This window comes from uncultured Paracoccus sp., from assembly GCF_945915435.1.
In the GTDB taxonomy this organism is placed as follows: domain Bacteria; phylum Pseudomonadota; class Alphaproteobacteria; order Rhodobacterales; family Rhodobacteraceae; genus Paracoccus.
This window is the reverse complement of sequence record NZ_CAMEFG010000039.1, coordinates 12,474-36,809: the sequence shown is the minus strand read 5'-3', so window position 1 is coordinate 36,809 and position 24,336 is coordinate 12,474. Positions and strand designations below refer to the sequence as shown.

Annotated in this window: 26 protein-coding genes; 20 read left to right on the top strand and 6 right to left on the bottom strand. The window is 67.6% G+C overall.

Going from position 1 to position 24,336, the window contains the following annotated elements; all coding sequences use genetic code 11:
- Positions 1-109 precede the first annotated feature (109 nt).
- The 19 genes from ytfQ (at position 110) to Q0O97_RS12975 (ending at position 16,687) form a co-directional block, all read left to right on the top strand.
- On the top strand, positions 110-1,069 hold the full coding sequence (gene ytfQ / locus Q0O97_RS13065) for a galactofuranose ABC transporter, galactofuranose-binding protein YtfQ (RefSeq protein ID WP_294929969.1): 960 nt from the start codon (positions 110-112) through the stop codon (positions 1,067-1,069).
- Positions 1,070-1,121: 52 nt separating this feature from the next.
- On the top strand, positions 1,122-2,621 hold the full coding sequence (locus Q0O97_RS13060; RefSeq protein WP_294929966.1) for a sugar ABC transporter ATP-binding protein: 1,500 nt from the start codon (positions 1,122-1,124) through the stop codon (positions 2,619-2,621).
- A complete protein-coding gene (locus tag Q0O97_RS13055; protein ID WP_294929963.1) occupies positions 2,621-3,628 on the top strand; it encodes an ABC transporter permease in 1,008 nt (335 codons plus the stop codon). The genes Q0O97_RS13060 and Q0O97_RS13055 overlap by 1 nt, the downstream gene beginning before the upstream one ends.
- Complete coding sequence (yjfF, locus tag Q0O97_RS13050) at positions 3,625-4,599, top strand: galactofuranose ABC transporter, permease protein YjfF (RefSeq protein ID WP_294929961.1); 975 nt, start codon at positions 3,625-3,627, stop codon at positions 4,597-4,599. Before Q0O97_RS13055 ends, yjfF begins: the two co-directional genes overlap by 4 nt.
- On the top strand, positions 4,596-5,438 hold the full coding sequence (locus Q0O97_RS13045; RefSeq protein ID WP_294929959.1) for an SMP-30/gluconolactonase/LRE family protein: 843 nt from the start codon (positions 4,596-4,598) through the stop codon (positions 5,436-5,438). Before yjfF ends, Q0O97_RS13045 begins: the two co-directional genes overlap by 4 nt.
- A complete protein-coding gene (locus tag Q0O97_RS13040; protein WP_294929957.1) occupies positions 5,435-6,415 on the top strand; it encodes an aldose epimerase family protein in 981 nt (326 codons plus the stop codon). The genes Q0O97_RS13045 and Q0O97_RS13040 overlap by 4 nt, the downstream gene beginning before the upstream one ends.
- On the top strand, positions 6,412-7,305 hold the full coding sequence (locus Q0O97_RS13035) for a 2-dehydro-3-deoxygalactonokinase (RefSeq protein ID WP_294929955.1): 894 nt from the start codon (positions 6,412-6,414) through the stop codon (positions 7,303-7,305). Before Q0O97_RS13040 ends, Q0O97_RS13035 begins: the two co-directional genes overlap by 4 nt.
- Entirely contained in the window at positions 7,305-7,934 is a 630-nt protein-coding gene (locus Q0O97_RS13030; protein WP_294929953.1) for a 2-dehydro-3-deoxy-6-phosphogalactonate aldolase, read from the top strand. The genes Q0O97_RS13035 and Q0O97_RS13030 overlap by 1 nt, the downstream gene beginning before the upstream one ends.
- A gap of 458 nt (positions 7,935-8,392) precedes the next feature.
- The gene (locus Q0O97_RS13025; RefSeq protein ID WP_294929951.1) at positions 8,393-8,695 is read left to right on the top strand and encodes a GNAT family N-acetyltransferase; all 303 of its coding nucleotides are present in this window, start codon (positions 8,393-8,395) and stop codon (positions 8,693-8,695) included.
- Positions 8,696-8,721: 26 nt separating this feature from the next.
- Complete coding sequence (locus Q0O97_RS13020; protein ID WP_294929949.1) at positions 8,722-9,666, top strand: pirin family protein; 945 nt, start codon at positions 8,722-8,724, stop codon at positions 9,664-9,666.
- 127 nt (positions 9,667-9,793) lie between these two features.
- Entirely contained in the window at positions 9,794-10,156 is a 363-nt protein-coding gene (locus Q0O97_RS13015; protein WP_294929947.1) for an MliC family protein, read from the top strand.
- A gap of 498 nt (positions 10,157-10,654) precedes the next feature.
- Positions 10,655-11,575, top strand: a complete 921-nt coding sequence (locus tag Q0O97_RS13010; RefSeq protein ID WP_294929944.1) for a DMT family transporter — start codon at positions 10,655-10,657, stop codon at positions 11,573-11,575.
- Positions 11,576-11,638: 63 nt separating this feature from the next.
- Entirely contained in the window at positions 11,639-12,346 is a 708-nt protein-coding gene (locus Q0O97_RS13005) for a peptidoglycan peptidase (RefSeq protein WP_294929941.1), read from the top strand.
- Positions 12,347-12,418: 72 nt separating this feature from the next.
- Positions 12,419-13,129: an amino acid racemase gene (locus Q0O97_RS13000; RefSeq protein ID WP_294929938.1), complete on the top strand. Its 711-nt coding sequence runs from the start codon at positions 12,419-12,421 to the stop codon at positions 13,127-13,129.
- A 9-nt stretch (positions 13,130-13,138) separates the two neighbouring features.
- Positions 13,139-13,636: a DUF523 domain-containing protein gene (locus Q0O97_RS12995; protein WP_294929935.1), complete on the top strand. Its 498-nt coding sequence runs from the start codon at positions 13,139-13,141 to the stop codon at positions 13,634-13,636.
- Between the two features lie 120 nt (positions 13,637-13,756).
- A complete protein-coding gene (locus Q0O97_RS12990) occupies positions 13,757-14,671 on the top strand; it encodes a DMT family transporter (RefSeq protein WP_294929932.1) in 915 nt (304 codons plus the stop codon).
- Between the two features lie 66 nt (positions 14,672-14,737).
- A complete protein-coding gene (locus tag Q0O97_RS12985; RefSeq protein ID WP_294929929.1) occupies positions 14,738-15,079 on the top strand; it encodes a PadR family transcriptional regulator in 342 nt (113 codons plus the stop codon).
- The gene (locus tag Q0O97_RS12980) at positions 15,072-15,746 is read left to right on the top strand and encodes a permease prefix domain 1-containing protein (RefSeq protein ID WP_294929926.1); all 675 of its coding nucleotides are present in this window, start codon (positions 15,072-15,074) and stop codon (positions 15,744-15,746) included. Before Q0O97_RS12985 ends, Q0O97_RS12980 begins: the two co-directional genes overlap by 8 nt.
- On the top strand, positions 15,746-16,687 hold the full coding sequence (locus tag Q0O97_RS12975; RefSeq protein WP_294929924.1) for a hypothetical protein: 942 nt from the start codon (positions 15,746-15,748) through the stop codon (positions 16,685-16,687). The genes Q0O97_RS12980 and Q0O97_RS12975 overlap by 1 nt, the downstream gene beginning before the upstream one ends.
- 51 nt (positions 16,688-16,738) lie before the next feature.
- Here Q0O97_RS12975 and Q0O97_RS12970 read toward each other — a convergent pair whose 3' ends face one another.
- From Q0O97_RS12970 to Q0O97_RS12950, 5 genes are all read right to left on the bottom strand, one after another.
- Positions 16,739-17,311 carry a porin family protein gene (locus tag Q0O97_RS12970; protein WP_294929921.1) on the bottom strand — a complete coding sequence of 191 codons (573 nt, stop codon included), beginning with the start codon at positions 17,309-17,311 and terminating at the stop codon, positions 16,739-16,741.
- 94 nt (positions 17,312-17,405) lie between these two features.
- Positions 17,406-18,773, bottom strand: a complete 1,368-nt coding sequence (locus tag Q0O97_RS12965; protein WP_294929919.1) for a HAMP domain-containing sensor histidine kinase — start codon at positions 18,771-18,773, stop codon at positions 17,406-17,408.
- Positions 18,770-19,438, bottom strand: coding sequence for a response regulator transcription factor (locus Q0O97_RS12960; RefSeq protein WP_294929917.1), 669 nt, complete (start codon positions 19,436-19,438; stop codon positions 18,770-18,772). The genes Q0O97_RS12965 and Q0O97_RS12960 overlap by 4 nt, the downstream gene beginning before the upstream one ends.
- A gap of 25 nt (positions 19,439-19,463) precedes the next feature.
- Positions 19,464-19,961 (bottom strand): PepSY domain-containing protein, encoded by a 498-nt coding sequence (locus Q0O97_RS12955; protein ID WP_294929914.1) that lies wholly within the window; start codon positions 19,959-19,961, stop codon positions 19,464-19,466.
- 100 nt (positions 19,962-20,061) lie between these two features.
- Positions 20,062-22,410 (bottom strand): transketolase, encoded by a 2,349-nt coding sequence (locus Q0O97_RS12950; RefSeq protein ID WP_294929911.1) that lies wholly within the window; start codon positions 22,408-22,410, stop codon positions 20,062-20,064.
- A gap of 119 nt (positions 22,411-22,529) precedes the next feature.
- On the opposite strand from Q0O97_RS12950, the gene Q0O97_RS12945 reads away from it, so the two are divergent.
- Positions 22,530-23,000 carry an Lrp/AsnC family transcriptional regulator gene (locus tag Q0O97_RS12945; protein ID WP_294929908.1) on the top strand — a complete coding sequence of 157 codons (471 nt, stop codon included), beginning with the start codon at positions 22,530-22,532 and terminating at the stop codon, positions 22,998-23,000.
- A gap of 2 nt (positions 23,001-23,002) precedes the next feature.
- Here the strand turns inward: Q0O97_RS12945 and Q0O97_RS12940 are convergent, their stop codons facing one another.
- The gene (locus Q0O97_RS12940) at positions 23,003-24,205 is read right to left on the bottom strand and encodes an FAD-dependent oxidoreductase (protein WP_294929905.1); all 1,203 of its coding nucleotides are present in this window, start codon (positions 24,203-24,205) and stop codon (positions 23,003-23,005) included.
- Positions 24,206-24,336: the final 131 nt, after the last annotated feature.

Genomic DNA, 24,336 nt, shown 5'->3' with positions numbered 1-24,336 from the left:
GCGCCCGGTCAGCTACCAGAACATCCCCGACGAACTGTTGCCCCACGATCTGCGCGGCCGAAAGCCTTCGGGCGCGTAAAGCAAGGTCATAATTTCAAGGGAGGAAACCATGACCACCAAGACACTGATGACGGCTGCCGCTGCACTGGCGGTGATTGCCGCGCCCGCGCTGGCGCAGGACCGGACGGTCGGCTTTTCGCAGATCGGTTCCGAATCCGGCTGGCGCGCGGCGGAAACCACGCTGACCCGCCAGCAGGCCGAGGAACGCGGCTATCGGCTGCAATTCTCGGATGCGCAGCAGCGGCAGGAAAACCAGATCGCCGCGATCCGCTCGTTCATCGCGCAGGGGGTCGATGCGATCCTGCTGGCGCCGGTGGTCGCGACGGGCTGGGATTCCGTGCTGCAAGAGGCGCAGGAGGCCGAGATCCCGGTCGTGCTGCTGGACCGCCAGGTGGACAGCGCCGAGGACCTGTATCTGACCGCCGTCGGCTCGAACCTGGTCCACGAAGGCGAGGTCGCGGGCGAATGGCTGGCGGGCGAGGTCGGCGACCGCGAATGCCGCATCGTCGAGTTGCAGGGCACGACCGGATCGTCCCCCGCCATCGACCGCAAGACCGGGTTCGAGAACGCCATCGCGGACCACGCCAACCTTGAAATCGTGCGCAGCCAGACCGGCGATTTCACCCGCGCGCTGGGCAAGGAGGTGATGGAAAGCTTCCTGCAGGCCGAGAACGGCGGGCGCGACATCTGCGCGCTTTACGCCCATAACGACGACATGGCCGTGGGCGCGATCCAGGCGATCAAGGAGGCCGGGCTGAAACCGGGCGAGGATATCCTGATCGTCTCTATCGACGGGGTGCCCGATATCTTCCAGGCGATGGCCGCGGGCGAGGCGAATGCCACGGTCGAGCTGACCCCGGACATGGCAGGCCCGGCCTTCGACGCGCTGGAAGCGTATTGGGCGGACGGGACGGAACCGGAAAAGTTCCTCCAGACCGAATCGAGGCTTTACACGCAGGCCGACGATCCGCAGGGCGAATACGACCGCCGCAAGGATCTGGGCTATTGAGCAGGGGGCCGGGCCGTCCACGCATGGCCCGGCTTTCCCGCAGGGGGGTAAGATGCTGCTGACGATCCGGTCCTTGACCAAGCTGTTTCCCGGCACCCGCGCGCTGGACGGCGTGGATTTCGACCTGAAGGCGGGCGAGGTCCACGCGCTTCTGGGCGAAAACGGCGCGGGCAAGTCCACGCTGATCAAATGCATGACCGGCGCCTACCGCCGCGACGGCGGCACGGTCGCGCTGGAGGGCGCGGAAATCGACCCGCGCTCGACCGTCGAGGCGCAGGACCTGGGCATCGGCACCGTCTATCAAGAGGTGAACCTGCTGCCCAACCTGACCGTGGCACAGAACCTGATGTTCGGGCGCGAACCGCGCCGCCTGGGGCTGGTCCACACCCGCGCCATGCGGGCCGAGGCGCGTGCGATGCTGCGCGATTACGGGCTGGAACTGGACGTGGACCGCGACCTTGGCAGCTATCCCGTCGCCATCCAGCAGATCGTGGCCATCGCCCGCGCGGTGGCGCTGTCGGGCAAGGTGCTGATCCTGGACGAGCCGACGGCCAGCCTGGATGCGGCCGAGGTGCGGATGGTCTTTGACGTGGTGCGCGGGTTGCGCGACCGGGGGCTGGGCATCGTCTTCGTGTCGCATTTCCTGGACCAGGTGTTCGACCTGACGGACCGCGTGACCGTGCTGCGCAACGGCCGCAAGGTCGCGACCGAGGACACCGCCGCGCTGGATCGCATGCGGCTGATCCAGCACATGCTGGGCCGCGAACTGGAGGCCGTCACCCACGAAACCGCCCCGGACCGCGGCCCCCGCCCGCCGATGCTGCACTTTCAGGACATGGGCCGGCGCGGCGCGGTCGAGCCGTTCGACATGGCCGTGGGGCAGGGCGAGGTCGTCGGGCTGGCCGGGCTGCTGGGTTCGGGCCGGACCGAGACGGCGGAACTGCTGTTCGGCGTAAGGCCCGCCCATTCCGGCACCGCCCGCGATCAGGCCGGTCCGCTGAACCTCTCGGCTCCGCGGGCGGCCATCGCGGCGGGCTTCGGCTTTGCGCCCGAGGACCGCAAGACCGACGGCATCGTCGCCGACCTGACCATCCGCGAGAACATCGTCCTGGGCCTGCAAGCCCGCCGCGGCTGGGCGCGGCCCATTCCGCGCACCGAGCAGAACCGGCTGGCGGACGACTACATCAAGCGGCTTGATATCCGCACCACTGGCCGGGAAAAGCGCATCGGCGAGTTGTCGGGCGGCAACCAGCAAAAGGTCGTGCTGGCGCGCTGGCTGGCGATGAACCCGCGCTTCCTGATCCTGGACGAGCCGACGCGGGGCATCGACGTGGGCGCGCATGCGGAAATCGTGCGGCTGATCCACGAATTGACCGAACAGGGCATGTCGCTCTTGGTGATCTCATCCGAGATCGACGAGTTGATCGCCGTGTCCGACCGGGTGATCGTGCTGCGCGACCGCCGCCATGTCGCGGAACTGGAAGGCGACGCGATCGCAGCCGACCGGATCATGCAGGCCATCGCCGCCGTCGCCCCGCAGGAGGTCGCGTGATGGCCGACCTGTTGAAACGCCTTGCCCCGCAACTGATCGCCCTGGCCGCGCTGGTGGCGCTGGTGACGGCGTTCTATCCGGCTTTCCTGAATGTCTCGTTCCACGATGGGCGGCTGGTCGGCCCGCTGATCGATGTGCTCAAGCGCGCCGCGCCCGTGGCGCTGCTGGCGACGGGCATGACGCTGGTGATCGCCACCAAGGGCATCGACCTGTCCGTGGGCACGATCATGGCGATATGCGGCGCGGTGGCCGCGACGGCGATCACCGCCGGATGGGGCCTGCCCGCCGCACTGGCCCTTGCGCTGGGCGCGGGCGTGCTGGCGGGGCTGTGGAACGGGGTGCTGGTGGCCGTGGTCGGCATCCAGCCCTTTGTCGCCACGCTGATCCTGATGACGATGGGGCGCGGCATCGCGCAGCTGATCACCGAGGGGCGGATCATGACCTTCACCGACGCGGGATTCGCCTGGATCGGCTCGGGCACGGCGCTGGGCCTGCCGGTTCCCGCCTGGATCTGGATCGCCACCGCCATCGCCTTCACCCTGGTCCTGCGCCGCACCGCGCTGGGCATGCTGGTCGAGGCGACGGGCATCAACCGCCGTTCCAGCGCGCTGGCGGGCGTGAATGCGACGGTGCTGCTGATCGCTGTCTATGCCGCATCCGGCCTGTGCGCGGCGCTGGCGGGGCTGATCGTCACCGCCGACATCCGCGGCGCCGACGCCAATAACGCCGGCCTGTGGCTTGAACTTGACGCCATCCTTGCCGTGGTCATCGGCGGCAACTCGCTTCTGGGCGGGCGGTTTTCCATCGCGGCCTCGGTCCTGGGGGCGCTGATCATCCAGACCATCACCATCGGCATCCGCCTTGCCGGATTTCCGTCGGAATACAATCTGATCATCAAGGCGGCGCTGGTGCTGGTCATCCTGGTCCTGCAATCGCCCCGCATCGCTGCCGAATGGCGGCTGTGGCGCGACAGCCGCCGCCCCGCGACCAAGGGGGGCACGCCATGAACACCCGCGCCTTGCCGCTTTACGTCACCATCGCCATCTTCCTGCTGGCCTGGCTGATCTGCTGGACGCAATTCCCGGCCATGCTGTCCAGCCGCGTCATCGGCAACCTGCTGACCGACAACGCCTATCTGGGCATCGTCGCGGTCGGCATGACGCTGGTGATCCTGTCGGGCGGGATCGACCTGTCGGTCGGCAGCGTCATCGCCTTTTCCGGCGTCTTCATCGCCGTGGTGCTGCGCGATACCGGGCTGCACCCCTTGCCCGTCTTTGCGATGCTGCTGGTCCTGACCACCGGCTTCGGTGCGGCGATGGGCTTCATGATCGACCGGCTGGCCATGCCCGCCTTCATCGTCACGCTGGCCGGAATGTTCCTTGCGCGCGGCGCGGCCTATATGCTGTCGATCGATTCCGTGCCGGTCGCGCATCCCTTCTTCCAGTCCTTGCAGGGGACCTATTGGCTGATGCCGGGCAGGGGGCGGCTGACGCTGATCGGCGCGCTGATGGTGCTGACCTTCGCCGCCGGCATGATCGTCGCCCACAAGACCCGCTTCGGCACCAGCGTCTATGCCCTGGGCGGGGGCGAGGCGACGGCGCGTCTGATGGGCGTCCGGCAGGGGCGCACGACGGTGCTGGTCTATGCGTTTTCGGGGCTGACGGCGGGGCTGTCGGGGATCGTCTTTGCGATCTACACCGGCTCGGGCTATTCGCTGGCGACGGTGGGGACGGAACTGACCGCCATTGCCGCCGTGGTGATCGGCGGCACCCTGCTGACCGGCGGTGCGGGCTATATGTTCGGCACCTTCGTCGGCGTGCTGACGATGGGGCTGATCCAGACCTACATCGTCTTCGACGGCAGCCTGTCCAGTTGGTGGACCAAGATCGTGATCGGCGTCCTTCTGCTGGCCTTCATCCTGCTGCAAAAAGGCCTGCTGAAGCTGTCGCAGGACCGGCTGGCACGGGGGCGGGCATGAACGCGCGGATCTACGACGACCGCCCTTGCGCCCTGGGCGAGGGGCCGCTGTGGCACCCCGAAAGGCGGCAGTTCTTCTGGTTCGACATCCTGAACCGGCGGCTGCTGTCGCGCATCGGGGGCAAGCCGCTGGAATGGCGCTTCGACCGCATGGTCTCGGCCGCCGGATGGATCGACCGCGACAGGCTGCTGGTCGCGACCGAGACCGGGCTGGCCGTGCTGGACCTGACCAGCGGGCGGCTCGGGGATCTGCTGGCGGTCGAGGCGGACAACCCGCTGACCCGCTCGAACGACGGGCGGGCGGACCGGCAGGGCGGGTTCTGGTTCGGCACGATGGGCAAGCATGCCGAACCCGGCGCGGGCGGCATTTACCGCTGGCACAAGGGTAGGCTGCGGCGGCTGTTTCACGACATCACCATTCCCAACGCCATCAGCTTTTCCCCCGATGGGCGCGTGGCATATTTCGCCGACACGGCCGTCGCGAAGGTCTGGCGGCAGGCGCTGGATGCCGAGGGCTGGCCGGTCGGCGCGGCGCAACCCTATCTCGACCTTGGTCCGGCGGGGCTTGAACCGGATGGCGCGGTGGTGGATGCGGGCGGCGGTTTCTGCTGCGCGATCTGGGGCGCGGGCGCGGTGCTGCGCTTCGACGGGGACGGCAGGCGGACGCATCGCTTCGACGTCGGCGGCAGGCATTCGTCCTGCCCCGCCTTCGGGGACCGGGGCGAGATGCTTGTCACCACCGCGCTGCAAGGCATCGACGATCCCGACGGGATGCAGGGGCTGACCTATCTGGCCGCGCATGATCTGGAAACCATTCCCGAACCAAGGGTGATCCTGTGACGGTCGAGAAACTCGCAACATTGCCCGACGGCAGGGAGGTGCGGCGGATCGGCCTGCGCGGCGGCGGCCTGTCCGCGCAGGTCCTGACATTGGGCGCCATCGTCCAGGACCTGCGGCTGGAGGGTGTGGATCACCCGCTGGTCCTTGGCGCCGAGGATCCCGCCGCCTACCTGGGACGCGCCCGCTACATGGGCGCCATCGTCGGGCGCTATGCCAACCGCATCGGCAATGCGCGCTTCGTGCTGGACGGCGCGGCCCATCACACCGACCGGAACTTTCTGGGCCGTCATACGCTGCATGGCGGATCGCAGGGATTCGACACGAAAATCTGGCGGATCGACGAGGTGGCGCCCGACCGGGTGACGCTGTCCCATGTCTCGCCCGATGGCGACATGGGCTTTCCGGGCCGGATGCGGGTCCGCGCAAGCATCGCCCTGCGCGACGGGGCGCTGGTGATCGACATGCAGGCGGCCAGCGATGCGCCGACGCCCTGCAACCTGGCGCATCACGGCTATTTCAACCTCGACGGCGGCGGCGATATCCGCGGCCATGTCCTGCAAATCGACGCGGAACGCCTTACCCCCGTGGACGGCGACCTGATCCCCTTGCCGGGGACCATGCCGGTCGAGGGCACGGCTTTCGACTTCCGCCGGCCCCGCCCGATCGGCGCATCGGGCTATGATCACAACTTCTGCCTGTCGGGCGGCGTGGCCACCCCGCGCAGGGTGGCACGGCTGAGCGGCGAAACGGGGCTGAACCTGACCGTCACCACCGACGCGCCCGGACTTCAGCTATACGACGGCAGGCATTTCGACGGCTGGCGGGGGCTGGACGGGCGGATCTACGGTCCCCATGCCGGGCTGGCGCTTGAAACGCAGTTCTGGCCCGACAGTCCGAACCGGGCCGATTTTCCCGATGCGACCCTGCGGCCCGGCCAGGATTTTCGCCACCACGTCGCCTATGGGTTTTCACGATGAGCGGGCTGATCGGCATCGACTGGGGCACCAGTTCGTTTCGCGCATGGCGCATGGACGGGCGGGGCGAGGTGACGGGCAGCGTGACCGAGGGGCCGGGCATCCTGGACGCCGCCGCCCGGCCCGGCGGGTTCCAGGCCGCGCTCGAGCGTGCCCTCGGCGACTGGCTGGCCGAGGGGTTGCCCGTCATCGCCTCGGGCATGATCACCAGCCGCAACGGCTGGATCGAGACCCCCTATCTGCCGCTGCCTCTGGGCGTATCCGACCTGGCGGGCGGATTGGTCCGGCATCCGGCGCGCCACGGTCCCATGCATTTCGTCTGTGGCGTGATCGACGGCGCGGACGGTCCCGCCCCCGACCTCATGCGCGGGGAAGAAACCGAGATCGCAGGCCACCTTGCGCAGGGCCACCACGGCGAGGATCTGTTCATCCTGCCCGGCACCCACAGCAAATGGGCCACCATCCGCGAGGGCCGCCTGACCGGCTTTCGCACCGTCATGACGGGCGAGATCTTTGCGCTGATGCGCGACCGCTCGATCCTGGGCCGGTTGATCCAGCCGGGCGAAAGCGATACGGCCTTTCTGCGCGGGGTCGAGACGGGCGGGCAGGGCGGCCCGCTGCTGGGGCGCATCTTTCTGGCGCGCACGCTTGCCCTGCAAGAGCGGCTGGCCGGGTCCGAGATCGCGGATTACCTGTCCGGCATCCTGATCGGGGACGAGATCGCGCGGATGGCCGATGCCATTCGCGCGCCCGTCACGATCATCGGGCGCGGCGATCTGGCCGAACGCTATCGTATCGCGCTGGCCGCGCATGGGACCAGCGCGCGGATCGCGCCGTCCGGCATGGCGCAAAAGGGGCTGTGGCGCATTGCAAGGGAGGCGGGGATCGTCTGATGCCGGATTGGGAAAACGCATTCGGGACCTGCCCGCTGGTGGCGATCCTGCGAGGCTTGCGCCCGCATGAGGCGGTCGGGCATGGCCGGGTCCTGGCGGATGCGGGATTCACGCTGATCGAGGTGCCGCTGAACTCGCCCGAGCCGCTGGACAGCATCGCGCGGCTCGTGACGGCGCTGCCCCGGACGTTTGTCGGCGCGGGCACGGTCCTGTCCGCCGCCGCGGTGCGCGAGGTCCATGCCGCGGGGGGCCGCCTGATCGTCGCGCCGAACTTCGACCTCGAGGTCGCCGCCGAGGCGACAAGGCTGGGCCTGACCTACCTGCCCGGCGTCGGCACCCTTACCGAGGCCTTTGCCGCCCTGAAGGCCGGTGCTGCGGGGCTGAAGCTGTTCCCGGCCGAAATCATCACCCCTGCCGCAGTCCGCGCAATGCGCAGCGTGTTGCCGGCGCGCACGAAACTGCTGCCCGTCGGGGGGATCGACGCGCGGACGATGGGACCGTATCTGACCGCCGGGGCGGATGGCTTCGGGCTTGGCGGTTCGCTTTACCGGCCCGGACAGGAGGTGTGCGATACCGCCGCCAGCGCGGCCGAGATCGTGGCGGCCTATCGCAAGCTGACCCGAGGATAGGGCAGGCCCCTTGCCGCCTGTCCGGGTCGCCTGTCTGGCCCGCCTGTCCGCGAAGGCCGTCAGGAACCGGCCGGAACGGGGTCCGGGACCTTCCAGGTCGAGGACGCGACTGCCGCCAGCCTTCCCTCGCTTTCATGCAGCCGCGATTCCATGAAGGCGAGTCTGCGGGCGGCCGGATCGTTTCCTTGCCGGAACTGTTCGCCTGAATGCCGCCGGCGCGCGGCCCGGATGCCGGTTGCCGCGGCCCCTGCGCGGACACCATCGGCAAGGACATGAACGACTCGCCAGGACCGCAGCAGGCTTCACATCGCGGAAAACACCTGTCACAGTTTTCGACACCGGATGGCGCGACGCTGGCCGGTGCCGGTGCCGTCGCGGCCTGTGCGCGACAAGGCGCGCCGGGAATGACCCGCGCGGTGCAGCGCGGGCCTGGGGGAACGCGAACAGGGATTGGAACCATGACCCGGAACATCGTGCGGATTTCATATGAGGACCACGGCCGCAAGGGCCGCTATGCCGCCCGTATGGACGGGGTGGAAGGCGAGGGTGAACTGACCATCTCCAGGGCGTCGGACAGCCTCGTCATCGCCGATCACACCCATGTTCCCGATACGATGCGGGGCAGCGGCGTGGCCTCGGCGCTGGTCGGGCGGCTGGTCGAGAATGCCCGCGCCGGCGGTTGGCGGATCGTGCCGCTGTGCCCCTTCGTGCGCGCGCAATCCCTTCGCCATCCCGAATGGTCCGACGTCATCGGGGACTGATCCCGGATCCATGAAAGGAGCCTGACATGAGCTGGAATCCCACGCAGAAACCGGATTGCCCCGAAGCCGCCGGTCTTGACGCCATCGAGACGCTGATCATCCCGCGCGCCCGCGACCTTGGCGGCTTCGAGGTGCGCCGCGCGCTTCCCGCACCGCGCAGGCAGATGGTCGGCCCCTTCATCTTCTTCGACCAGATGGGTCCGGCGGAGTTCCTGACCGGCGGCGGCATCGACGTGCGCCCGCACCCCCATATCGGGCTGGCGACCGTGACCTATCTCTATCAGGGCGAATTCCATCACCGCGACAGCACCGGCGCCGATCAGATGGTCTATCCCGGCGAAGTCAACTGGATGATCGCGGGCAGCGGCGTCACCCATTCCGAACGCACCAGCCGCGAAATGCGCGAGCGGCCCGGCTCGCTCTTCGGCATCCAGACCTGGATCGCCCTGCCCGAGGCCGAGGAAGACCGCCCCGCCGCCTTCGAGCATCACGGTCGCGAGGCGCTGCCCTTCCTTGAAGAGGGGGGCAAGCAGGTGCGGCTGATCCTCGGCTCGGCCTGGGGCGCGCGGGCGCCGGTCAGGACCTTTACCGAGACCTTCTATGCCGATGCGGTCCTTGCCCCCGGCGCCAGCCTGCCCTTGCCCGACGATCACGAGGATCGCGGCGTCTATGTCGTCGAGGGCAGCGTCCTTGTCGCCGGCCAGACCTTCGAGGCAGGCCGGATGATGGTGTTCCGCCCCGGCGACCGCATCAGCCTGAAGGCGGGCGAGGCCGGTGCCCGGCTGATGGTCCTGGGCGGCGAGACGATGAACGGGCCGCGCTATATCTCGTGGAACTTCGTCGCCTCGTCGCGGGAACGGATCGACGCCGCCAAGCAGGCCTGGGCCCAAGGCGACTGGGAACATGGCCGCTTTCGCCTGCCGCCGGGGGACGAGGGCGAGTTCATCCCCCTGCCGGACCATATGCGGTGACAGGTCGCGCGTGATGAGGCCGCGAAACCGGCGTGGCCCGGCGCTTTCATGCGGCGGGGGATGGCGGCGGCCTTGGCAGCCGGGCCTGCCGTCCATATCCTGCCCCAAGGCGAATATCGGAGGCTTCATGACCCGCACCATCCTTCTGGCCTTTCTTGCGCTTGGCATGGCGAAACCCGCCTTGGCCGAGCTGGCCCTGACGATCCCGCTCGACCGCGCCGATGCCAGCGTGATCAGCGCAAGCCATTCCTGCGCGGGCGGCGAGCCGTTCACCGTGCGTTATGTGAATGCGGGCGCAAACGCCCTTGCCCTGCTGCCGGTGGATGGAGAGGAACGGATCTTCGTCAACACGGTCTCGGGTTCGGGCGCGCGATATGTGTCGGGCGAATTCGTCTGGTGGAGCAAGGGCGCAGACGCCACGCTGGAGAACACCCTGGAGGAAGGCAGCCTGAAGGAATGCCCGGCCCAGGACCATCCTTCCGGCGAATGACACGAGCGCGGTGGCCGGGCCGCTGTCGGGTCCGGCCTGCGCAAGGCTGCCACGGGAAAACCCGCCGCCCTGGACCGGAAAGCGGCGTCATGGGATCTTGCCGCGCGACAGGGTTCGTGCAACCTGTTCACGCACCGGCGCGCCTGTTCGCGTGATGCGCCGGAAAACGCCGCTGCAAAATGCTGCCTGAAGGCCGTCATGGCGGGCGTCGCCATTCGCCGGTCCAGCCATGCCATGCCGACGTCCATCGTGGGAATTTCCGCCGCGACATCGACCTTTTCGATGCGGCGGCCGTCGAGGGTCCAGGGCCGATAGACCACGTCGCTGAGGATCGTGGCGGCCTTGCCGGTGGAAACCAGGTGACGTGTTTCTTCATTCTCGGGGCCGATCACGGCATGTGCAAGGCAGAGGTTGGCCATTGCCTTTTCGATCCCTCTCGGCCCTTCTGCGAGGGGCGGCCTTGCCCGCGCCGCAAACCCTGATCCTTCTGGAAACGCGATGAAGAAGATTGACGCCCTTGCCCCCGCACCGGGGAAACATGCCATCGTGACCGGCACGCTGTGGATGATGGGCAGCCTTGCCTCTTTCATCGGGATGGCGCTGGCCTCGCGCGAGCTGGCCGATACCATGCCGATCCTGCAAATCCTCATGCTGCGTTCGCTGGTCGGGCTGGGGGTCGTGTTTCTGCTTGCCCGGCACCTGCTGCCCGAATTGCGGCAACTTCGCGACCTGCGCATGCATGCCGTCCGCAACGCGATCCATTTCAGCGCGCAATATTGCTGGACGGTCGGTGTCGCGCTGCTGCCGCTGGCCCAGGTTTTCGCGTTGGAGTTCACCACGCCCATCTGGGTGGCGCTGTTTGCATGGCTTGCCCTTGGCGAACATGTCACGCGCGCCCGCGCCCTTGCGATCGCCGTCAGCTTCGCGGGCATCCTGATCGTGCTGCAACCGGGTTCCGGCGGCATCGACCCGGCGGCCTTGCTGGTCCTGCTGGCGGCGGTCGGCTTCGGCGCCTCCGCCGTGTTCGTCAAGCGCCTGACCGCCGGATCGTCGCCCGCGAACATCGTGGTGTGGATGGTCCTGATGCAACTGCCGCTGGCGGCGGCGATGCTGCTGCTGACGGGGGGCTGGGTGACGCCTGCCATCGGCGATATTCCCTGGATCGTGGTTGTCGGGCTGACGGGGCTGAGCGCCCATTACACGATGGCGCAGGCGCTGCGGGTCATGGATGCCTCGCTCGCGATCCCAATCGACTTCCTGCGCGTTCCCCTGATCGCCGTGATCGGCTGGCTGCTTTACGGAGAGGCCGTGAGCGCGGCGGTGTTCGTCGGCGCGGCCCTGATCTTCGGGGCGAACTACATGGCAATGCGCGCCGAGATGCGAGGCATGGGCGCAGGCCGGGCGGTGGCCGGGGGTTAGCCACCGCCCCTTGTTCCCGCCTGACCGATGCCCGATGCTGCCGAAAAACCCCGAGCAGAACCCATGATCCACACCGCATTGCGCCTTCCCCTGGTTTTCACCGCCTGCATCGGCGCGCCGGTCATGGCGGAGCAGCCGGATTACGCGGAACTCATGGCGGAAGCCGCATGGGACTGGCGGCCGGGCGACCTGATCTTTCGCAACGGCGTCAACGAGATGGACGAGGCCATGAAGCGCAGCTTCGGCCTGCAATGGGCCTCGGTCGGCATCCTGCGGGCCAGCAGCGGCGGCCCTCGGGTCGTTTATGCCGATCAGGCGAATGGCGTGACCGAGGTCATGCTTTATGAACATGTCGAGGGGCTGACGCCCGGCGACTACGCGGTCTACCGGCTGCGCGATCTCGACCCGGATCATGATCCCCACGATCAGATGGGATCCGGCCCGATGGTAAGGCTGGGCCTGACCATCGCCTATGGCGCCCCTTTCGATGACCGGCTCGTCCTGGGGGACGGGGCATTCTACAATGCGGAACTGGCCTATCTCAGCGCCTTGAACGCGGGGATTTCGCTGGGAACGCCGGTGCGGCTGCGCGACCTTGCCGAGGGGTCCGGTGATCTGGACCCGCAGTTTCGCATGTTGCTGGAATCGCACCGATATTGCCGTCATGCGCTGTCATTCGACGAATGCTGGACCCATGATCTGCAAAACCAGTCCATCGTGACGACCGGCAGCCTGATCGCATCCGGGGCGCTGGACCGGGTCTTTCCCTAGGGCCGGGCGCCGGCCGGTCCGATTGCGCTTCGCGTTCCACATGGCTAGCCTTCGGGCAGGGAAGGGGAGTTCATGAAAAAGATCGGGATGATCGGCGGGCTGAGCTGGGTTTCGACCGCCGAATATTACAGGCGCGTCAACCAGATCACGCAGGCGGTTGCCGGGGGCGTGTCCTCGGCCCGCATCGTGCTGGAAAGCGTGAACCGGCAGGAATATGTTGAGGCGGTCATCGACAGGCGGGACGAAGCTGCCGCCTGCGCACAGATCGGGTACGCGGCGCAGGCCCTGCAAGCGGCGGGGGCGGATTTCATCGTCATCACCTGTAACGACGTCCATCGCTTCGTGCCCGATCTTCAGCCCGGTCTGGACATTCCCTTCCTGCATATCGCGCAGGTCACGGCGGCGGCCATCAAGGCCCGCGGGCTGAAGCGGGTGGCGATCCTTGGCGTTCGCAAGACGATGGAGGGCGCGTTCTACCCCGACATCCTTGCCCGCAACGGAATCGAGGCGCTGATCCCCGATGAGGATGAGAAGCGTTTCATTCACGACAGCATCTATGACGAACTGGTCCGGGATCGGTTCCGTGACGAGACGCGCGCGGAATACAAGCGGATCATCGCGGCCCTGGGTGCGCGCGGCGCGGATTGCGTCGCCCTGGCCTGCACCGAGATCCCGCTGCTGCTGGCGCCCGAAGATTCGCCCCTGCCCGCGTTTTCGACGACGGAACTTCACTGCCGCGCCGCCGTCGAAATGGCATTGGCGGATGGCCGGGACCGACCATAGGATGGTGACATGGATAAAGTGATGGGTGGCAGGATTCTGGTCAGCGCCTGCCTTCTTGGCCGGCCTGTCCGCTACGATGGATCGGCCCGGACCACCAGGCATCCGGCGTTGGCGCAATGGCAGCGCGACGGCAGGCTGATCAGCATCTGTCCCGAGGTGACGGCGGGTTTCAGCATTCCCCGCCCGCCGGCCGAGATCGCCGGGGGCCGGTCGGGCGAGGCGGTCCTGACCGGCGCCGCCCGTGTCGTCGAGGCGACCGGCAAGGATGTCACCGCCGCTTATATCGCGGGGGCGCATGCCGCCCTTGCGCTGGCCCGTGAACATGATTGCAGGTTTGCCCTGCTGACCGAGGGCAGCCCCTCATGCGGCAGCGGTTTCGTCCATGACGGCACATTCGCAGGCCGCAGGCAGGCCGGGGCAGGGGTAACGGCGGCGCTGCTGCGCCGGCACGGGATAGAGGTCTATGCCGAAACCGGGATCGACGCGCTTGCCGCCCGCCTTGCATAGGAAATCCCGCGGATTTTCCCGCAAGGCGCTTTGAAGGCAAGAACCGGATGGTTTGCGGGCCGGGCCGGATGGCATTCCCCGGGCATGGGCGGATTCGTCCGCATTGCCGAAAGGAAGAACATGCCGCAGCCATCATCCCGCCCCATGACCCTGCCGGAATGGGCCATGCTCATGGCGCTTGCGTCGGTATGGGGCGGCTCGTTCTTCTTCAACGGGGTGGCGGTCCGGGAATTGCCCGTTTTCACGGTCGTCGTCTCGCGCGTCGTCCTGGCCGCGCTGATCCTGCTGACGATCCTGCGGCTGAAAGCCGGGCGGTTGCCGGGGGACCGGCGGGTCTGGGCGGCATTCTTCGGAATGGGGTTGTTGAACAATGCGATCCCCTTTTCCCTGATCGTGTGGGGCCAGCAGCATATCGCCTCGGGGCTGGCCTCGATCCTCAACGCTTCGACGCCGCTCTTTACGGTCGTGTTCGCCCATTTCCTGACGGTGGACGAGAAGATGACCGGCGGCAGGCTTGCGGGCGTCGCGCTTGGCTGTGCGGGTGTGGCGGTCATGATCGGGCTTGACGCCCTGCATGCGCCGGGCACGGGTGTCATGGCGCAACTGATGTGCCTTGCGGGCGCGGTTTCCTATGCGCTTGCGGGTATCTTCGGCCGGCGTTTCCGGGTCATGGGCGTGTCCCCCCTGGCAAGCGCCGCCGGGCAGGTCGTCGCGTCGAGCGTCCTGCTTGTGCCCCTGATGCTTGCGATCGACCGGCCCTGGACGCTGGCGCCCCCAAGCCTGGCCGCGATCGGCGCGCTGATCGGGGTGGCGGGGTTTTCGACGGCGCTGGCCTATGTGCTTTACTTCCGCATTCTGGCGACGGCTGGCAGCACCAACCTTCTGCTGGTGACGTTCCTGATCCCGCTTGGCGCGATCATCCCCGGCGCCCTGTTTCTTGGCGAAAGCCTGCTGCCGAAACATCTGGCGGGCATGGCGCTTGTCGGCCTTGGGCTGGCGGCCATCGACGGCAGGCCGTGGCGGGCCTTGCGCTGACTGCCTGTTGACTATGCCTTGCAGTTCGATGTATAAGCCTTGAACCACAAGGTATGAGGAGGGCAGATGCCACGGGCGACCAATCCGAACTTTCTCAACGGCGTGCCGGAGCTGCTGGTGCTGCGCCTGCTGCGCGGACGCGAGATGTATGGCTATGAGCTGGTCCAGGCCATTCGCGAGGCGACCAGCGAAACCATCACCCTTGGCGAAGGCGTGGTCTATCCGGTGCTGCACATGCTTGAACGCGAGGGCGCGCTTGCGTCGCGGCGCCAGGCCGTCGCGGGGCGAAGCCGGATCTATTACCGCCTGACCCCGCAGGGCGAGCGGCGGCTGAACGATATCTCGCAATCGTGGGAACGCATCACCGGCGCGATCCGTAATGTCCTGGAGGGTCCGCGTCATGCCTGATCCCTTGCCCGAACTGCGCGAGCGCCTGCTGCGTGCCGGTGTCCGGCCCGGTGCCGTCAGCCGTTATCTTGCCGAACTTCGCGATCATCACGATGACCTGGTGGCCGAGGCGCTTTCCGACGGCCTGTCCGAAGCCGATGCGACGACCCGCGCCCGGCAGCGCCTTGGCGGCATCGACGCCCTTGCCCGCCCGATCGAGACGGACCGCCGCTTTCACGGCTGGGCAGGCAGGACGCCCTGGGCGGTCTTTGTCCTGATCCCGGTCCTTGTTCATGCGGCGGCGGTGGTGTCGGTCGTCCTCGGCCTGATCGCCGCGGCCCGGTCCGGCCATGCACCGGGCCGGCTTGCGCCCCTGTTAGACGCGGCGCAATATCTGGCCGGCGGGGTGATCCCCATCCTTGGCGCATGGCTGCTGGCGGTTATCGCCATGCGCCAGCGCAGCCGCCTGGTCTGGCCGCTGGCGGGGGCGGGGGTCCTGGCTCTTCTTTCGGCCTCTGTCCGGCTTTCCCTGACCGCCCCGGTTTCCGGCCAACCGGGCGAGATTGCTGCCGGGCTGGCGCTGCCGTCGATCCTGCATGTGCTGGCGCTGATCCTGATCGCCATGCTTCCGGTCCTGTGGCTGCCTGCCACGCTCTGCCGCCGGTTCCTGGCAGCAGGGGGGCGGTGATGAAACGTGCCATCGGCCTGATGCTGGCGCTTTGCCCTGCCGCAGCGTTGGCCGGACCGCAGCGTTTCGAGACGCCACGCAGCGACGGCAGCACGATCCACTGGACGCTCGACCAGCCGCGGGACGCCACGGGCATTCTTCTGCTGGCGCAGGGGTCGGGTTGCCAGTCGGCGGAACGGAACGCCAACCTTGCCCTGACCCGCGCGGCCTTTCCGTCCTTCGCGGCGCTGACGGTCGAGAAATACGGCGTTGCGCCGGGCGACGATCCGGCGAACGATCACGAGGATTGTTCCCGGACCTTTCGCCGCCACCACACCATCACGCAGCGCGTCGAGGATGCGGCGGCGGTCCTGGCCGCGTTGCGCGGCAAGGATTGGTGGAACGGCAGGCTGGTGCTGATCGGCGGTTCCGAGGGCGGGGACGTCATCGCGCGGCTGTCCGCCCGGATCGATGCGGATGCGGCCATCCTGATCTCGACCGGCGGCGGCAAGACCTTCGGCGAGATGGTGCGGCAATCCATCACGGCGGAAATGGAACGGCACGCCGTGCCCGAGCAGCATTGGCCGCCCGTCGACCGGATCTTCGAGCAGGTCCGCGCGAATCCGCAGAGCGACGAACTCTGGGCCGGTTCCAGTTTCCGGTTCTGGGCCGATGCGATAGATCGCCGGATCATGGATTCGATGCTCGAATCGCGGACCCGGTTCCTGCTGATCCAGGGCGACAGGGATGTGTCCACCCCGCCCGAACTGGCGAGAATGGTTGCGGATGGCTTTGCTTCGGCGGGCAGGTCGAACCTGACCTATTGGGAGTTTCCGGCGCTGGACCATGCCATGACCGATGCACAGGGGACATCCGAAATGAAGGATGTCCTGGCGCAGGCGGCGGCGTGGCTTGAAACGGTATTTGAAACGGCACCGGCGGTCATGGAACGGCATCGGTAAGCCAGCCGGTTGCAGACCGGACAGGGATCTGCCTGCCTCCGGGGCCGCCCTTCAGAACCGATATGAAGCGCGGATCTGAAGCAGGTCGGCGTCCAGGTCGAGGGTGGTGCCCGCCACCTTGTCAAAGCTGGACCGGCTGTATTCCAGACCCAGCGAAACGTTGTCGTTCAGCAGGTAGTCGCCGCCGAAACCCCAGGTCACCCCGGTTTCCGATTCCCCCGAATCCGACAGCCGCGCCACCCCAAGCACCAGATAGGGCTGGAAGCGCCCCATGTCGTAGCCCGCACGCCCACGCAGCCGCCACATGTCGCTGCTGCCCGGCGCGCCGTTTTGCAGATCGACGTTGTTGTAGTCCAGCTCTCCGCCAAGGACGAGCTGGCCCATGTCGTGCAGATAGCCCAGATGCAGGCCGAAGGCGTCGACATCGCCCAGATCGGCGCCTGCCCGGCCACGCGATGCGGTAAGTTCGCCCTGGCCATATTGCAGACCGGCGTAAAACCCCGTCCAGTCGGTTTCGGCAGAGGCCGGCACGAGATCTGCCGGCCCGACCGGGGTGACGTAGCCACCGGCAAGGGCGGTGCCGGCCAGGAAGGATGCCGCCAGGGCGTAAAGGGCGATTTTCAACTCATTGTCTCCGCAAGCGATACCTGTTTTGCGCATATTCCTGCATCGCGGGCCGGGGAAGCGCCGGGGCAAGGCGGAAGCTGTCCTGTGTCATTTATGCGACGCCGCTGGCAGGTGGCTTGCCGCGTTCCAGCCTGACGGTCACCTTCAGGCCCGGCTGGTTGTCGTGCAGTTCAAGCTGGCCCTGGTGCAGCTTCACGACGGCATCGACCATCGCCAGCCCCAGCCCGTTTCCGGGCGTCGAGCGGCTGCGGTCCAGGCGATAGAGGCGGCGCAGCACCGGCTCGCGTTCCGCTTGCGGAATGCCGGGGCCGTGGTCGGCGATGGTGATCGTGGCGCCTTCGACCGTCAGTTCGACCGGACCCGCGCCGTGGCGCAGGGCGTTCTCGATCAGGTTGGCCAGCACTTGCCCCAGCAGGGTGCGGTCGCCCTGGACCCATGCGGCGTCGCGTAGCGTCAAGGCCAGGCGGCGGCCCGATTCCTCGGCTGCGGGTTCGTAGACCTCGGCCAGGGTCCGGGCCAGCGCGCCCAGATCCACCGGGGCGAAGCGGGCGCGGGGGCTGCCGCCCTCGATCTGGGCGATGCGCAAAAGGGCGTGGAAGGTGGCGACGATGCCCTCGGCCTCGGTGCGCGCCTTGTCCAGTTCCGCGATCTCGGGCGCGCGGGCGGCGGCCTGCTCCAGCAGCACGGACAGGCGCTGGATCGGCGTCTTGAGGTCATGGGCGATATCGGCCGAGACCTGCTTGAGCGCCGAGACGGATGCCTCCTGCGCCGCTGCCAGCCGGTCCAGCCCCGCCCCGATCCGGGTCAGGTCGTCGGGCGGTCCGGGCACCTGCGCCACACGGGCGGACAGATCGCCCCCGGTCAGCCGCGCCAGCGCCTCGTCGATGGCGGCGGAACGCCGGGCGGCGCGCCGCGCCATGACGACCCCGCCCAGAGCCGCCAGCAGGATCGTGGGCAGCAGCGTGAATACCAGCACCTGAAGGAACGCCTCGCGCAGGTTGCGCAGGGCCGATGCCTCTTGCCCGGCGGTCAGCAACCCGCCACGGGCCTGCTCGGTCAGCAGCAGATAGCTGCCCTCGACGTCGTTGTCATCGTCCTCCAGCAGCGCCTCGCGCAGCCTGCCCTCGGGCAGGGGGCCGCGATAATTGCCGATGCTGAGCGCGCCGCGGTCGTATCGCAGGATCATATGCTCGCCATCGGTGCGGCGGGCGGCGTCGAAGACGGCGCGGGCGATGGCATCGGCATCCCCGGCACCCGCAAGGCTTTCGATGCGCTGTTCCAGGGTCTCTTCGACCGCCTCGCGGAATTCGCGGTCGGCCAGCCACCATGTCGCGCCGAAACCGGCGATGCTGATCAGGGTAAAGACCAGCGCCAGGCGCAGGGTCAGCCGCATCGGTGTCGTGCGCAGGATCGCGCGCCAGATGGGTGCCTTGCGCAGGATCGCGCGCCGGCCAGTCACGGGTCGATCCGGTAGCCGGCGCCGCGCACGGTCCTGATGATCTCGGTATCAAAAGGCTTGTCGATCTTGGCCCGCAGCCGCGAGATATGGCTTTCCACCACATTGGTCTGCGGGTCGAAATTCAGGTCCCAGACCGCTTCCAGCAGCATGGTCCGGGTCTGCACCCGGCCCTTGCGGCGCAGCAGGCATTCCAGCAGGGCGAATTCGCGCGGCAGCAGGTCGATGGCCTGATCCCCGCGCGTGACGCTGCGCGCGATCAGGTCCATGCGCAGATCGCCCGCCGACAGCACCGTCGCCTGCCGCATCTGCGGGCGGCGGGCCAGCGCGTTCAGCCGGGCCGAAAGCTCGCCAAAGGCGAAGGGCTTGACCAGATAGTCGTCGCCGCCCGCGTTCAGCCCCTCAATCCGGTCATCGACGCCGCCAAGCGCGGTCAGGAACAGCGCGGGCGTCAGGTTCCTGGCCGCGCGCAGGGTGCGCACCAGCGACAGCCCGTCCAGGTCGGGCAGCATCCGGTCCACCACCAGCACGTCGAAGTCATGCGTCTGCGCCACGATCAGCCCGTCGCGTCCGCCCCGCGACAGTTCGACCGTGTGGCCCTCTTGCTGAAGGCCCTGCGCGATGTAATCGCCGGTCGTCGCGTCGTCCTCGATCACCAGAATGCGCATGATACCTCGGCGGAAGGGACCGGCCCTAGTCGTCCGGCGTCAGCGAATTATCGGCAAGGTTCAGGAAGTAGTCCAGCACCCGCCCGTCCGCGCCGACGATCTCGACCTCATAGCCGATCAGCGAACCGCCGCGATGTTCGGCGTCGATCGACATCACCCGGCCATTGCCGTCGGCCTCGGCCTGCGCGATCAGTTCGGTCAGATCCGCCTGCGGCATGGCGGGGACGTTGATCGTCCGCTCGCTCCGCTCGACGATCTGGCCGCTGTTGGCGTCCAGCTTGAGACCGAAGCGGGCGGTCTCGGTGACGGTGGTGATTTCCCAATAGCCCATGCCGCGCTCTTCGTCGAACTCGGCCTCGATGGCCTTGCCGCCGGTTTCCTGTTCGGCCGCCGCGATGGCATCGGCCAGGCTTTGCTGCGCGGATCGCATCAGCGCGACCTCTTCGCTGTCGGCCAGTGCCGCGCCGGACATGGCCAGCAATGCGACGGTCGCGGCTTTCAGCGGGCTGAGGAAATGAGGCATCTGTCTTCTCCGTTTCTGTCCAGGTTATGCACCATATATGAACCCCGAACCTGACAAGGACCTCGCCCCGACATTGCAATTGCGTAATGTTGGGGCGGCATCAGGCCAGTATCGGCCCCTCGGTCATGGCCGAGACGGCGGCCACGATCCCGTCCGTGTCGATGCCGTAATGGCGGTGAAGGTCGCCGATGGTGCCGGTCTGGCCGAAATGCTCGACCCCAAGCGCGATGCTGCGGTGCCCCGCGACGCCCCCCAGCCATGAAAGCGTTGCCGGGTGGCCGTCGATCACCGTGACCAGATGGCAATGCCGGGGCAGGGGGGCCAACAGCGTCTCGGCTACGCAGGACGCGCGGCCGCCCTTGCGGCGGGCGCCTTGCGCCGCCATCCAGCCCGCGTGCAGCCGGTCGGCCGAGGTCACGGCCAGCACGGCCACGTCGCGGCGCCCTTGGGCGATGCGGGCCGCTGCGGCGATGGCCTCGGGGGCGATGGCGCCCTGATAGGCGATGACGACCTCGCAATTCGGCCCCGGCGGGCGCAGCCAATAAGCGCCGTCGATGGCACCTTGCGCGAAGCCCGGCGGTAGGGTGGCCTGCTCGATGGGCCGGGTCGTCAGCCGCAGATAGACCGCGCCGCCCCGCGCATCGGGCAGCAAGGTGCGGGGGTCCGTCCCCTCGCCCTCGCGCTGCATATGGTCGAAGGACCAGCCCATGATGGCGGCCAGCTCGGCGGCGAAGGCGGGCTCGAAACTGGCCAGCCCGTCCTGCGCCATGCCGATCAGCGGGGTCGAGATCGACTGATGCGCGCCCCCTTCCGGCGCCAGCGTCACGCCCGAGGGCGTGCCCGCGATCAGGAAACGCGCGTCCTGATAGCAGGCATAGTTCAGCGCATCCAACCCCCGGCACACGAAGGGGTCGTAGACCGTGCCCACCGGCAGCAGCCGCTTGCCGAACAGCGGCCCGGCAAGGCCCGCCGCGGCCAGTTGCAGGAACAGGTTCATCTCGGCGATGCCCAGTTCGATATGCTGGCCCTCGGGGGCGAAGTCCCATTTCGCGGTCGAGGGGATCTTCTGCGCGCGGAACAGGTCCGCCCGCGCCTGCCGCGCCCACAGCTTGCGGCGGTTGACCCAGGGACCAAGCCCGGTCGTCCCCGTCACATCGGGCGAGACGGTGACGATCCGCTGCGCCAGCTCGCTGTCGCCCCGCGCCAGATCGTCAAGCAGCTTGCCGAAAGCCGCCTGAGTCGAGACCTCGCCGCCTTCGGGCGCGGGCATCGCGGGAACGTCGATCCGGGGGGTGTCGTGGCGGCGCGGACCAGCGGCGAAGAAGGGCACGCGGGACAGGAAATCGCGCAGCCCGCCGGGGTCGGCGACGGCGGCGAAAGGCTCCCACTCCTGCCCCTCGGGCACGGCCATATGGGCCTGCCAACCGGCCATTTGCGCCTTGGTCATCAGCCCGCCGTGGTTGTCCTTGTGCCCGGCGATGGGCGTGCCCCAGCCCTTGACGGTATAGGCGAGGAAGCAGACCGGGCGGTCGTGGCCGATGGCGGCGAACTCATCGGCCATCGTCTGAACGCAATTGCCGCCGAGGTTCTCCATCAGCGCGGCCAGTTCGGGGTCGCTGCGCCGCTCGATCAGGGCCGAGACCTCGCCCTGATCGCCAAGGTCGTCCAAGAGGCGCTTGCGCCATTCCGCACCGCCACTGAAGGTCAGCGCGGAATAAAGCGCGTTCGGGCAGGAATCGATCCATTGGCGCAGCGCCTCGCCGCCCGGTTCGGTAAAGGCCGCGCGTTGCAGCGCGCCGTATTTCACCCGCACGACGTCCCAGCCGAAGGCGCTGAACAGCTTTTCGATGCGGTTCCACAGCCCTTCGCGCACCACCCCGTCCAGCGATTGCCGGTTATAGTCGATCACCCACCAGGTATTGCGCAGATCGTGCTTCCAGCCCTCTTGCAGGGCTTCGTGGATATTGCCCTCATCCATCTCGGCATCGCCCATCAGCGCGATCATGCGTCCGGGGGTCAGGTCCGCGCCCCAGCTTTTGGTCGCGATGTAATCCTGCACGATCGAGGCAAAGGACGTGATCGCCACCCCCAGCCCGACCGAGCCGGTCGAGAAATCCACGTCGTCCACGTCCTTGGTGCGCGAGGGATAGCTTTGCACGCCCCCGAAGCCGCGAAAGTTTTCCAGCTTGTCGCGGGTGATGTTGCCCATCAGATATTGCATCGCGTGAAACAGCGGCCCGGCATGGGGCTTGACGGCCACGCGGTCCTGCGGGCGCAGCGCGCTGAAATACAGCGCCGTCATGATCGACACCATCGAGGCGCAGGAGGCCTGATGTCCGCCGATCTTGATGCCGTCCACCTTGGGCCGCAGGTGGTTGGCGTTGTGGATCATCCAATGAGACAGCCACAGCAGGCGCTGTTCGATGGTTTTCAGATGGGTTGCGGGCATGGCGGTCTCCTCTGGCGTCGTCCGGGCGTCAGAATGGCCCGGATCGGCGCGCATGTCCTTGCGTTTTCGGGCCGGATATGGCTTGGTTTTGACGTATTCGGCCATGAAACAGGAAATTAATGGTGGAAAGCGCCAAGCTTGACGATCTCGACCTGCGGATCCTGCGCCTCTTGCGCGACAACGGGCGGATGCCCTTGCAGGAACTCAGCGACCGCGTGGGACTGTCGCCGACGCCGGTGGGGCGGCGGGTGCGCGCGTTGGAATCGGCGGGCGTGATCGTGGGCTACGCCGCGCTGATCGACGAGGCGGCGCTTGGCTATCCGGTCTCGGTCTTCGTCTCGGTGCGGCTGGACCGGCAGGTGGACCGCGCGCTGGCCGAGTTCGAGGCCGCGATCCAGACTTTCCCCGAGGTGGTCGATTGCTGGCTGATGACCGGCAACCGCGACTATCTGCTGCGCGTGGCGACCGACGGGCTGGCGGGGTTCGAGGCGTTTCTGACCAGCCGCCTGACCCGGCTGGCCTGCGTGTCCAGCATCGAAAGCTCGATCCCGATCCGGCGGGTGAAATCGGCGGTCAGCCGCCAGCCTTGAGGTTACAACAAGGCTTTCAGGTCGCTGCCCGGATCGGCGACCAGCGCGGGGTCGGGCGAGCGTCCGGCCTCGATCAGCCGCTTGCCAATCATGTAGTTGCGCGGGTCGTTCATCGCATCGACGGCCAGCAATTCGCCGTCCGCGAAATACCAGTGCGAGCGGCTGGCGTCATTCGCGCCGGGGCGGATCACCACGCGGTCATAGCCGGTGTTCAGCCCGGCGATCTGCAATTTCACGTCATACTGATCCGACCAGAACCACGGTTTCGGAACGTAATCCTGCCCCTTGCCCAGCATGTTCGCCGCGACCGCCTCGGCCTGGTCGATGGCGTTCTGGACGCTTTCCAGCCGGATCATCTGGCCCCGGTAAGGCAGCCGCGCGCAATCGCCCGCCGCCCAGATATGCGGGTCCGAGGTCTGGCCCTGCGCATCCACCACGATGCCGTTGTCGCAGGTCAGCCCGGCCTCAAGGGCCAGCGTATCGTTCGGCACGATGCCGATGCCAGTGATGACGAAATCCGCGCGGCATTCGGTGCCGTCGGCGAAATGCGCAAGGATCTCGTCCCCGCCGGTCAGATGGCCCAGCCCCACGCCCTCGCGGATATCGACGCCGTGGGCGCGGTGCAGGTCGCGGAAGTAGTCCGCCGTCTGGGGTGCGGCGACCCTTTGCAGGATGCGCGGGGCCATTTCCACCAGCGAAACGTCAAGGCCCAGCTTTGCCGCCACCGCCGCGGCCTCAAGCCCGATATAGCCGCCGCCGACGATCAGCGCGCGGCGGCCCGGCTGGAACTCGGGCGCCATGCGGTCCACATCGGCCAGCGAGCGTACGACATGCACCCCCGGCAGATCGCCCCCGATGGCCTCGGGCAGGCGGCGGGCCGATGATCCGGTCGTCAGCGCCAGCATGTCATAGGCGATCGCCTCACCCCCGATCAGCACGCGCCGGCCTTCGCGGTCGATCCCGGTCGCGTGGCGGCCCCGGATCACGGTGATGTCGTTGTCCAGATAGAACTGCGCGGGGCGCAGATAAAGCTGTTCGCGCGTCATCTCGCCCAGCAGGTATTTCTTGGACAGGGGCGGGCGCTGATAGGGGAAATCGTCCTCGCCGCAGATCAGGGTGATGGGACCGTCATGGCCCAGGGCGCGCAGCTTGATCGCCAGCGCGGCGCCGGCCTGTCCTCCGCCGAGAATGGCGATTCGGGTCATGTCGATGCTCTCCTGCAAGGTGATTCGGGTGTCAATCGGGCAAGACGCCGCATGAATTCAGTCATTTCCGGGTCTTGACAGAAAACTTACCAAATAGTTTGACCGATTGCTATGACATTACCTATGCTTGC

Excerpts from the sequence above, each read along its gene's own strand:
- Q0O97_RS13055 (WP_294929963.1), top strand. The coding sequence starts at position 2,621 with ATGGCCGACCTGTTGAAACGCCTTGCCCCGCAACTGATCGCCCTGGCC.
- Q0O97_RS12960 (WP_294929917.1), bottom strand. The coding sequence starts at position 19,438 with ATGCGCATTCTGGTGATCGAGGACGACGCGACGACCGGCGATTACATC.
- Q0O97_RS12975 (WP_294929924.1), top strand. The coding sequence starts at position 15,746 with ATGAAACGTGCCATCGGCCTGATGCTGGCGCTTTGCCCTGCCGCAGCG.
- Q0O97_RS12940 (WP_294929905.1), bottom strand. The coding sequence starts at position 24,205 with ATGACCCGAATCGCCATTCTCGGCGGAGGACAGGCCGGCGCCGCGCTG.
- Q0O97_RS13000 (WP_294929938.1), top strand. The coding sequence starts at position 12,419 with ATGAAAAAGATCGGGATGATCGGCGGGCTGAGCTGGGTTTCGACCGCC.
- Q0O97_RS13025 (WP_294929951.1), top strand. The coding sequence starts at position 8,393 with ATGACCCGGAACATCGTGCGGATTTCATATGAGGACCACGGCCGCAAG.
- Q0O97_RS12985 (WP_294929929.1), top strand. The coding sequence starts at position 14,738 with ATGCCACGGGCGACCAATCCGAACTTTCTCAACGGCGTGCCGGAGCTG.
- Q0O97_RS13010 (WP_294929944.1), top strand. The coding sequence starts at position 10,655 with ATGAAGAAGATTGACGCCCTTGCCCCCGCACCGGGGAAACATGCCATC.
- Q0O97_RS13045 (WP_294929959.1), top strand. The coding sequence starts at position 4,596 with ATGAACGCGCGGATCTACGACGACCGCCCTTGCGCCCTGGGCGAGGGG.
- Q0O97_RS12945 (WP_294929908.1), top strand. The coding sequence starts at position 22,530 with ATGGTGGAAAGCGCCAAGCTTGACGATCTCGACCTGCGGATCCTGCGC.
- ytfQ (WP_294929969.1), top strand. The coding sequence starts at position 110 with ATGACCACCAAGACACTGATGACGGCTGCCGCTGCACTGGCGGTGATT.
- Q0O97_RS13060 (WP_294929966.1), top strand. The coding sequence starts at position 1,122 with ATGCTGCTGACGATCCGGTCCTTGACCAAGCTGTTTCCCGGCACCCGC.
- Q0O97_RS13005 (WP_294929941.1), top strand. The coding sequence starts at position 11,639 with ATGATCCACACCGCATTGCGCCTTCCCCTGGTTTTCACCGCCTGCATC.
- Q0O97_RS13035 (WP_294929955.1), top strand. The coding sequence starts at position 6,412 with ATGAGCGGGCTGATCGGCATCGACTGGGGCACCAGTTCGTTTCGCGCA.
- Q0O97_RS12950 (WP_294929911.1), bottom strand. The coding sequence starts at position 22,410 with ATGCCCGCAACCCATCTGAAAACCATCGAACAGCGCCTGCTGTGGCTG.
- Q0O97_RS12990 (WP_294929932.1), top strand. The coding sequence starts at position 13,757 with ATGCCGCAGCCATCATCCCGCCCCATGACCCTGCCGGAATGGGCCATG.
- Q0O97_RS12980 (WP_294929926.1), top strand. The coding sequence starts at position 15,072 with ATGCCTGATCCCTTGCCCGAACTGCGCGAGCGCCTGCTGCGTGCCGGT.
- Q0O97_RS13030 (WP_294929953.1), top strand. The coding sequence starts at position 7,305 with ATGCCGGATTGGGAAAACGCATTCGGGACCTGCCCGCTGGTGGCGATC.
- yjfF (WP_294929961.1), top strand. The coding sequence starts at position 3,625 with ATGAACACCCGCGCCTTGCCGCTTTACGTCACCATCGCCATCTTCCTG.
- Q0O97_RS13015 (WP_294929947.1), top strand. The coding sequence starts at position 9,794 with ATGACCCGCACCATCCTTCTGGCCTTTCTTGCGCTTGGCATGGCGAAA.
- Q0O97_RS12955 (WP_294929914.1), bottom strand. The coding sequence starts at position 19,961 with ATGCCTCATTTCCTCAGCCCGCTGAAAGCCGCGACCGTCGCATTGCTG.
- Q0O97_RS13020 (WP_294929949.1), top strand. The coding sequence starts at position 8,722 with ATGAGCTGGAATCCCACGCAGAAACCGGATTGCCCCGAAGCCGCCGGT.
- Q0O97_RS12995 (WP_294929935.1), top strand. The coding sequence starts at position 13,139 with ATGGATAAAGTGATGGGTGGCAGGATTCTGGTCAGCGCCTGCCTTCTT.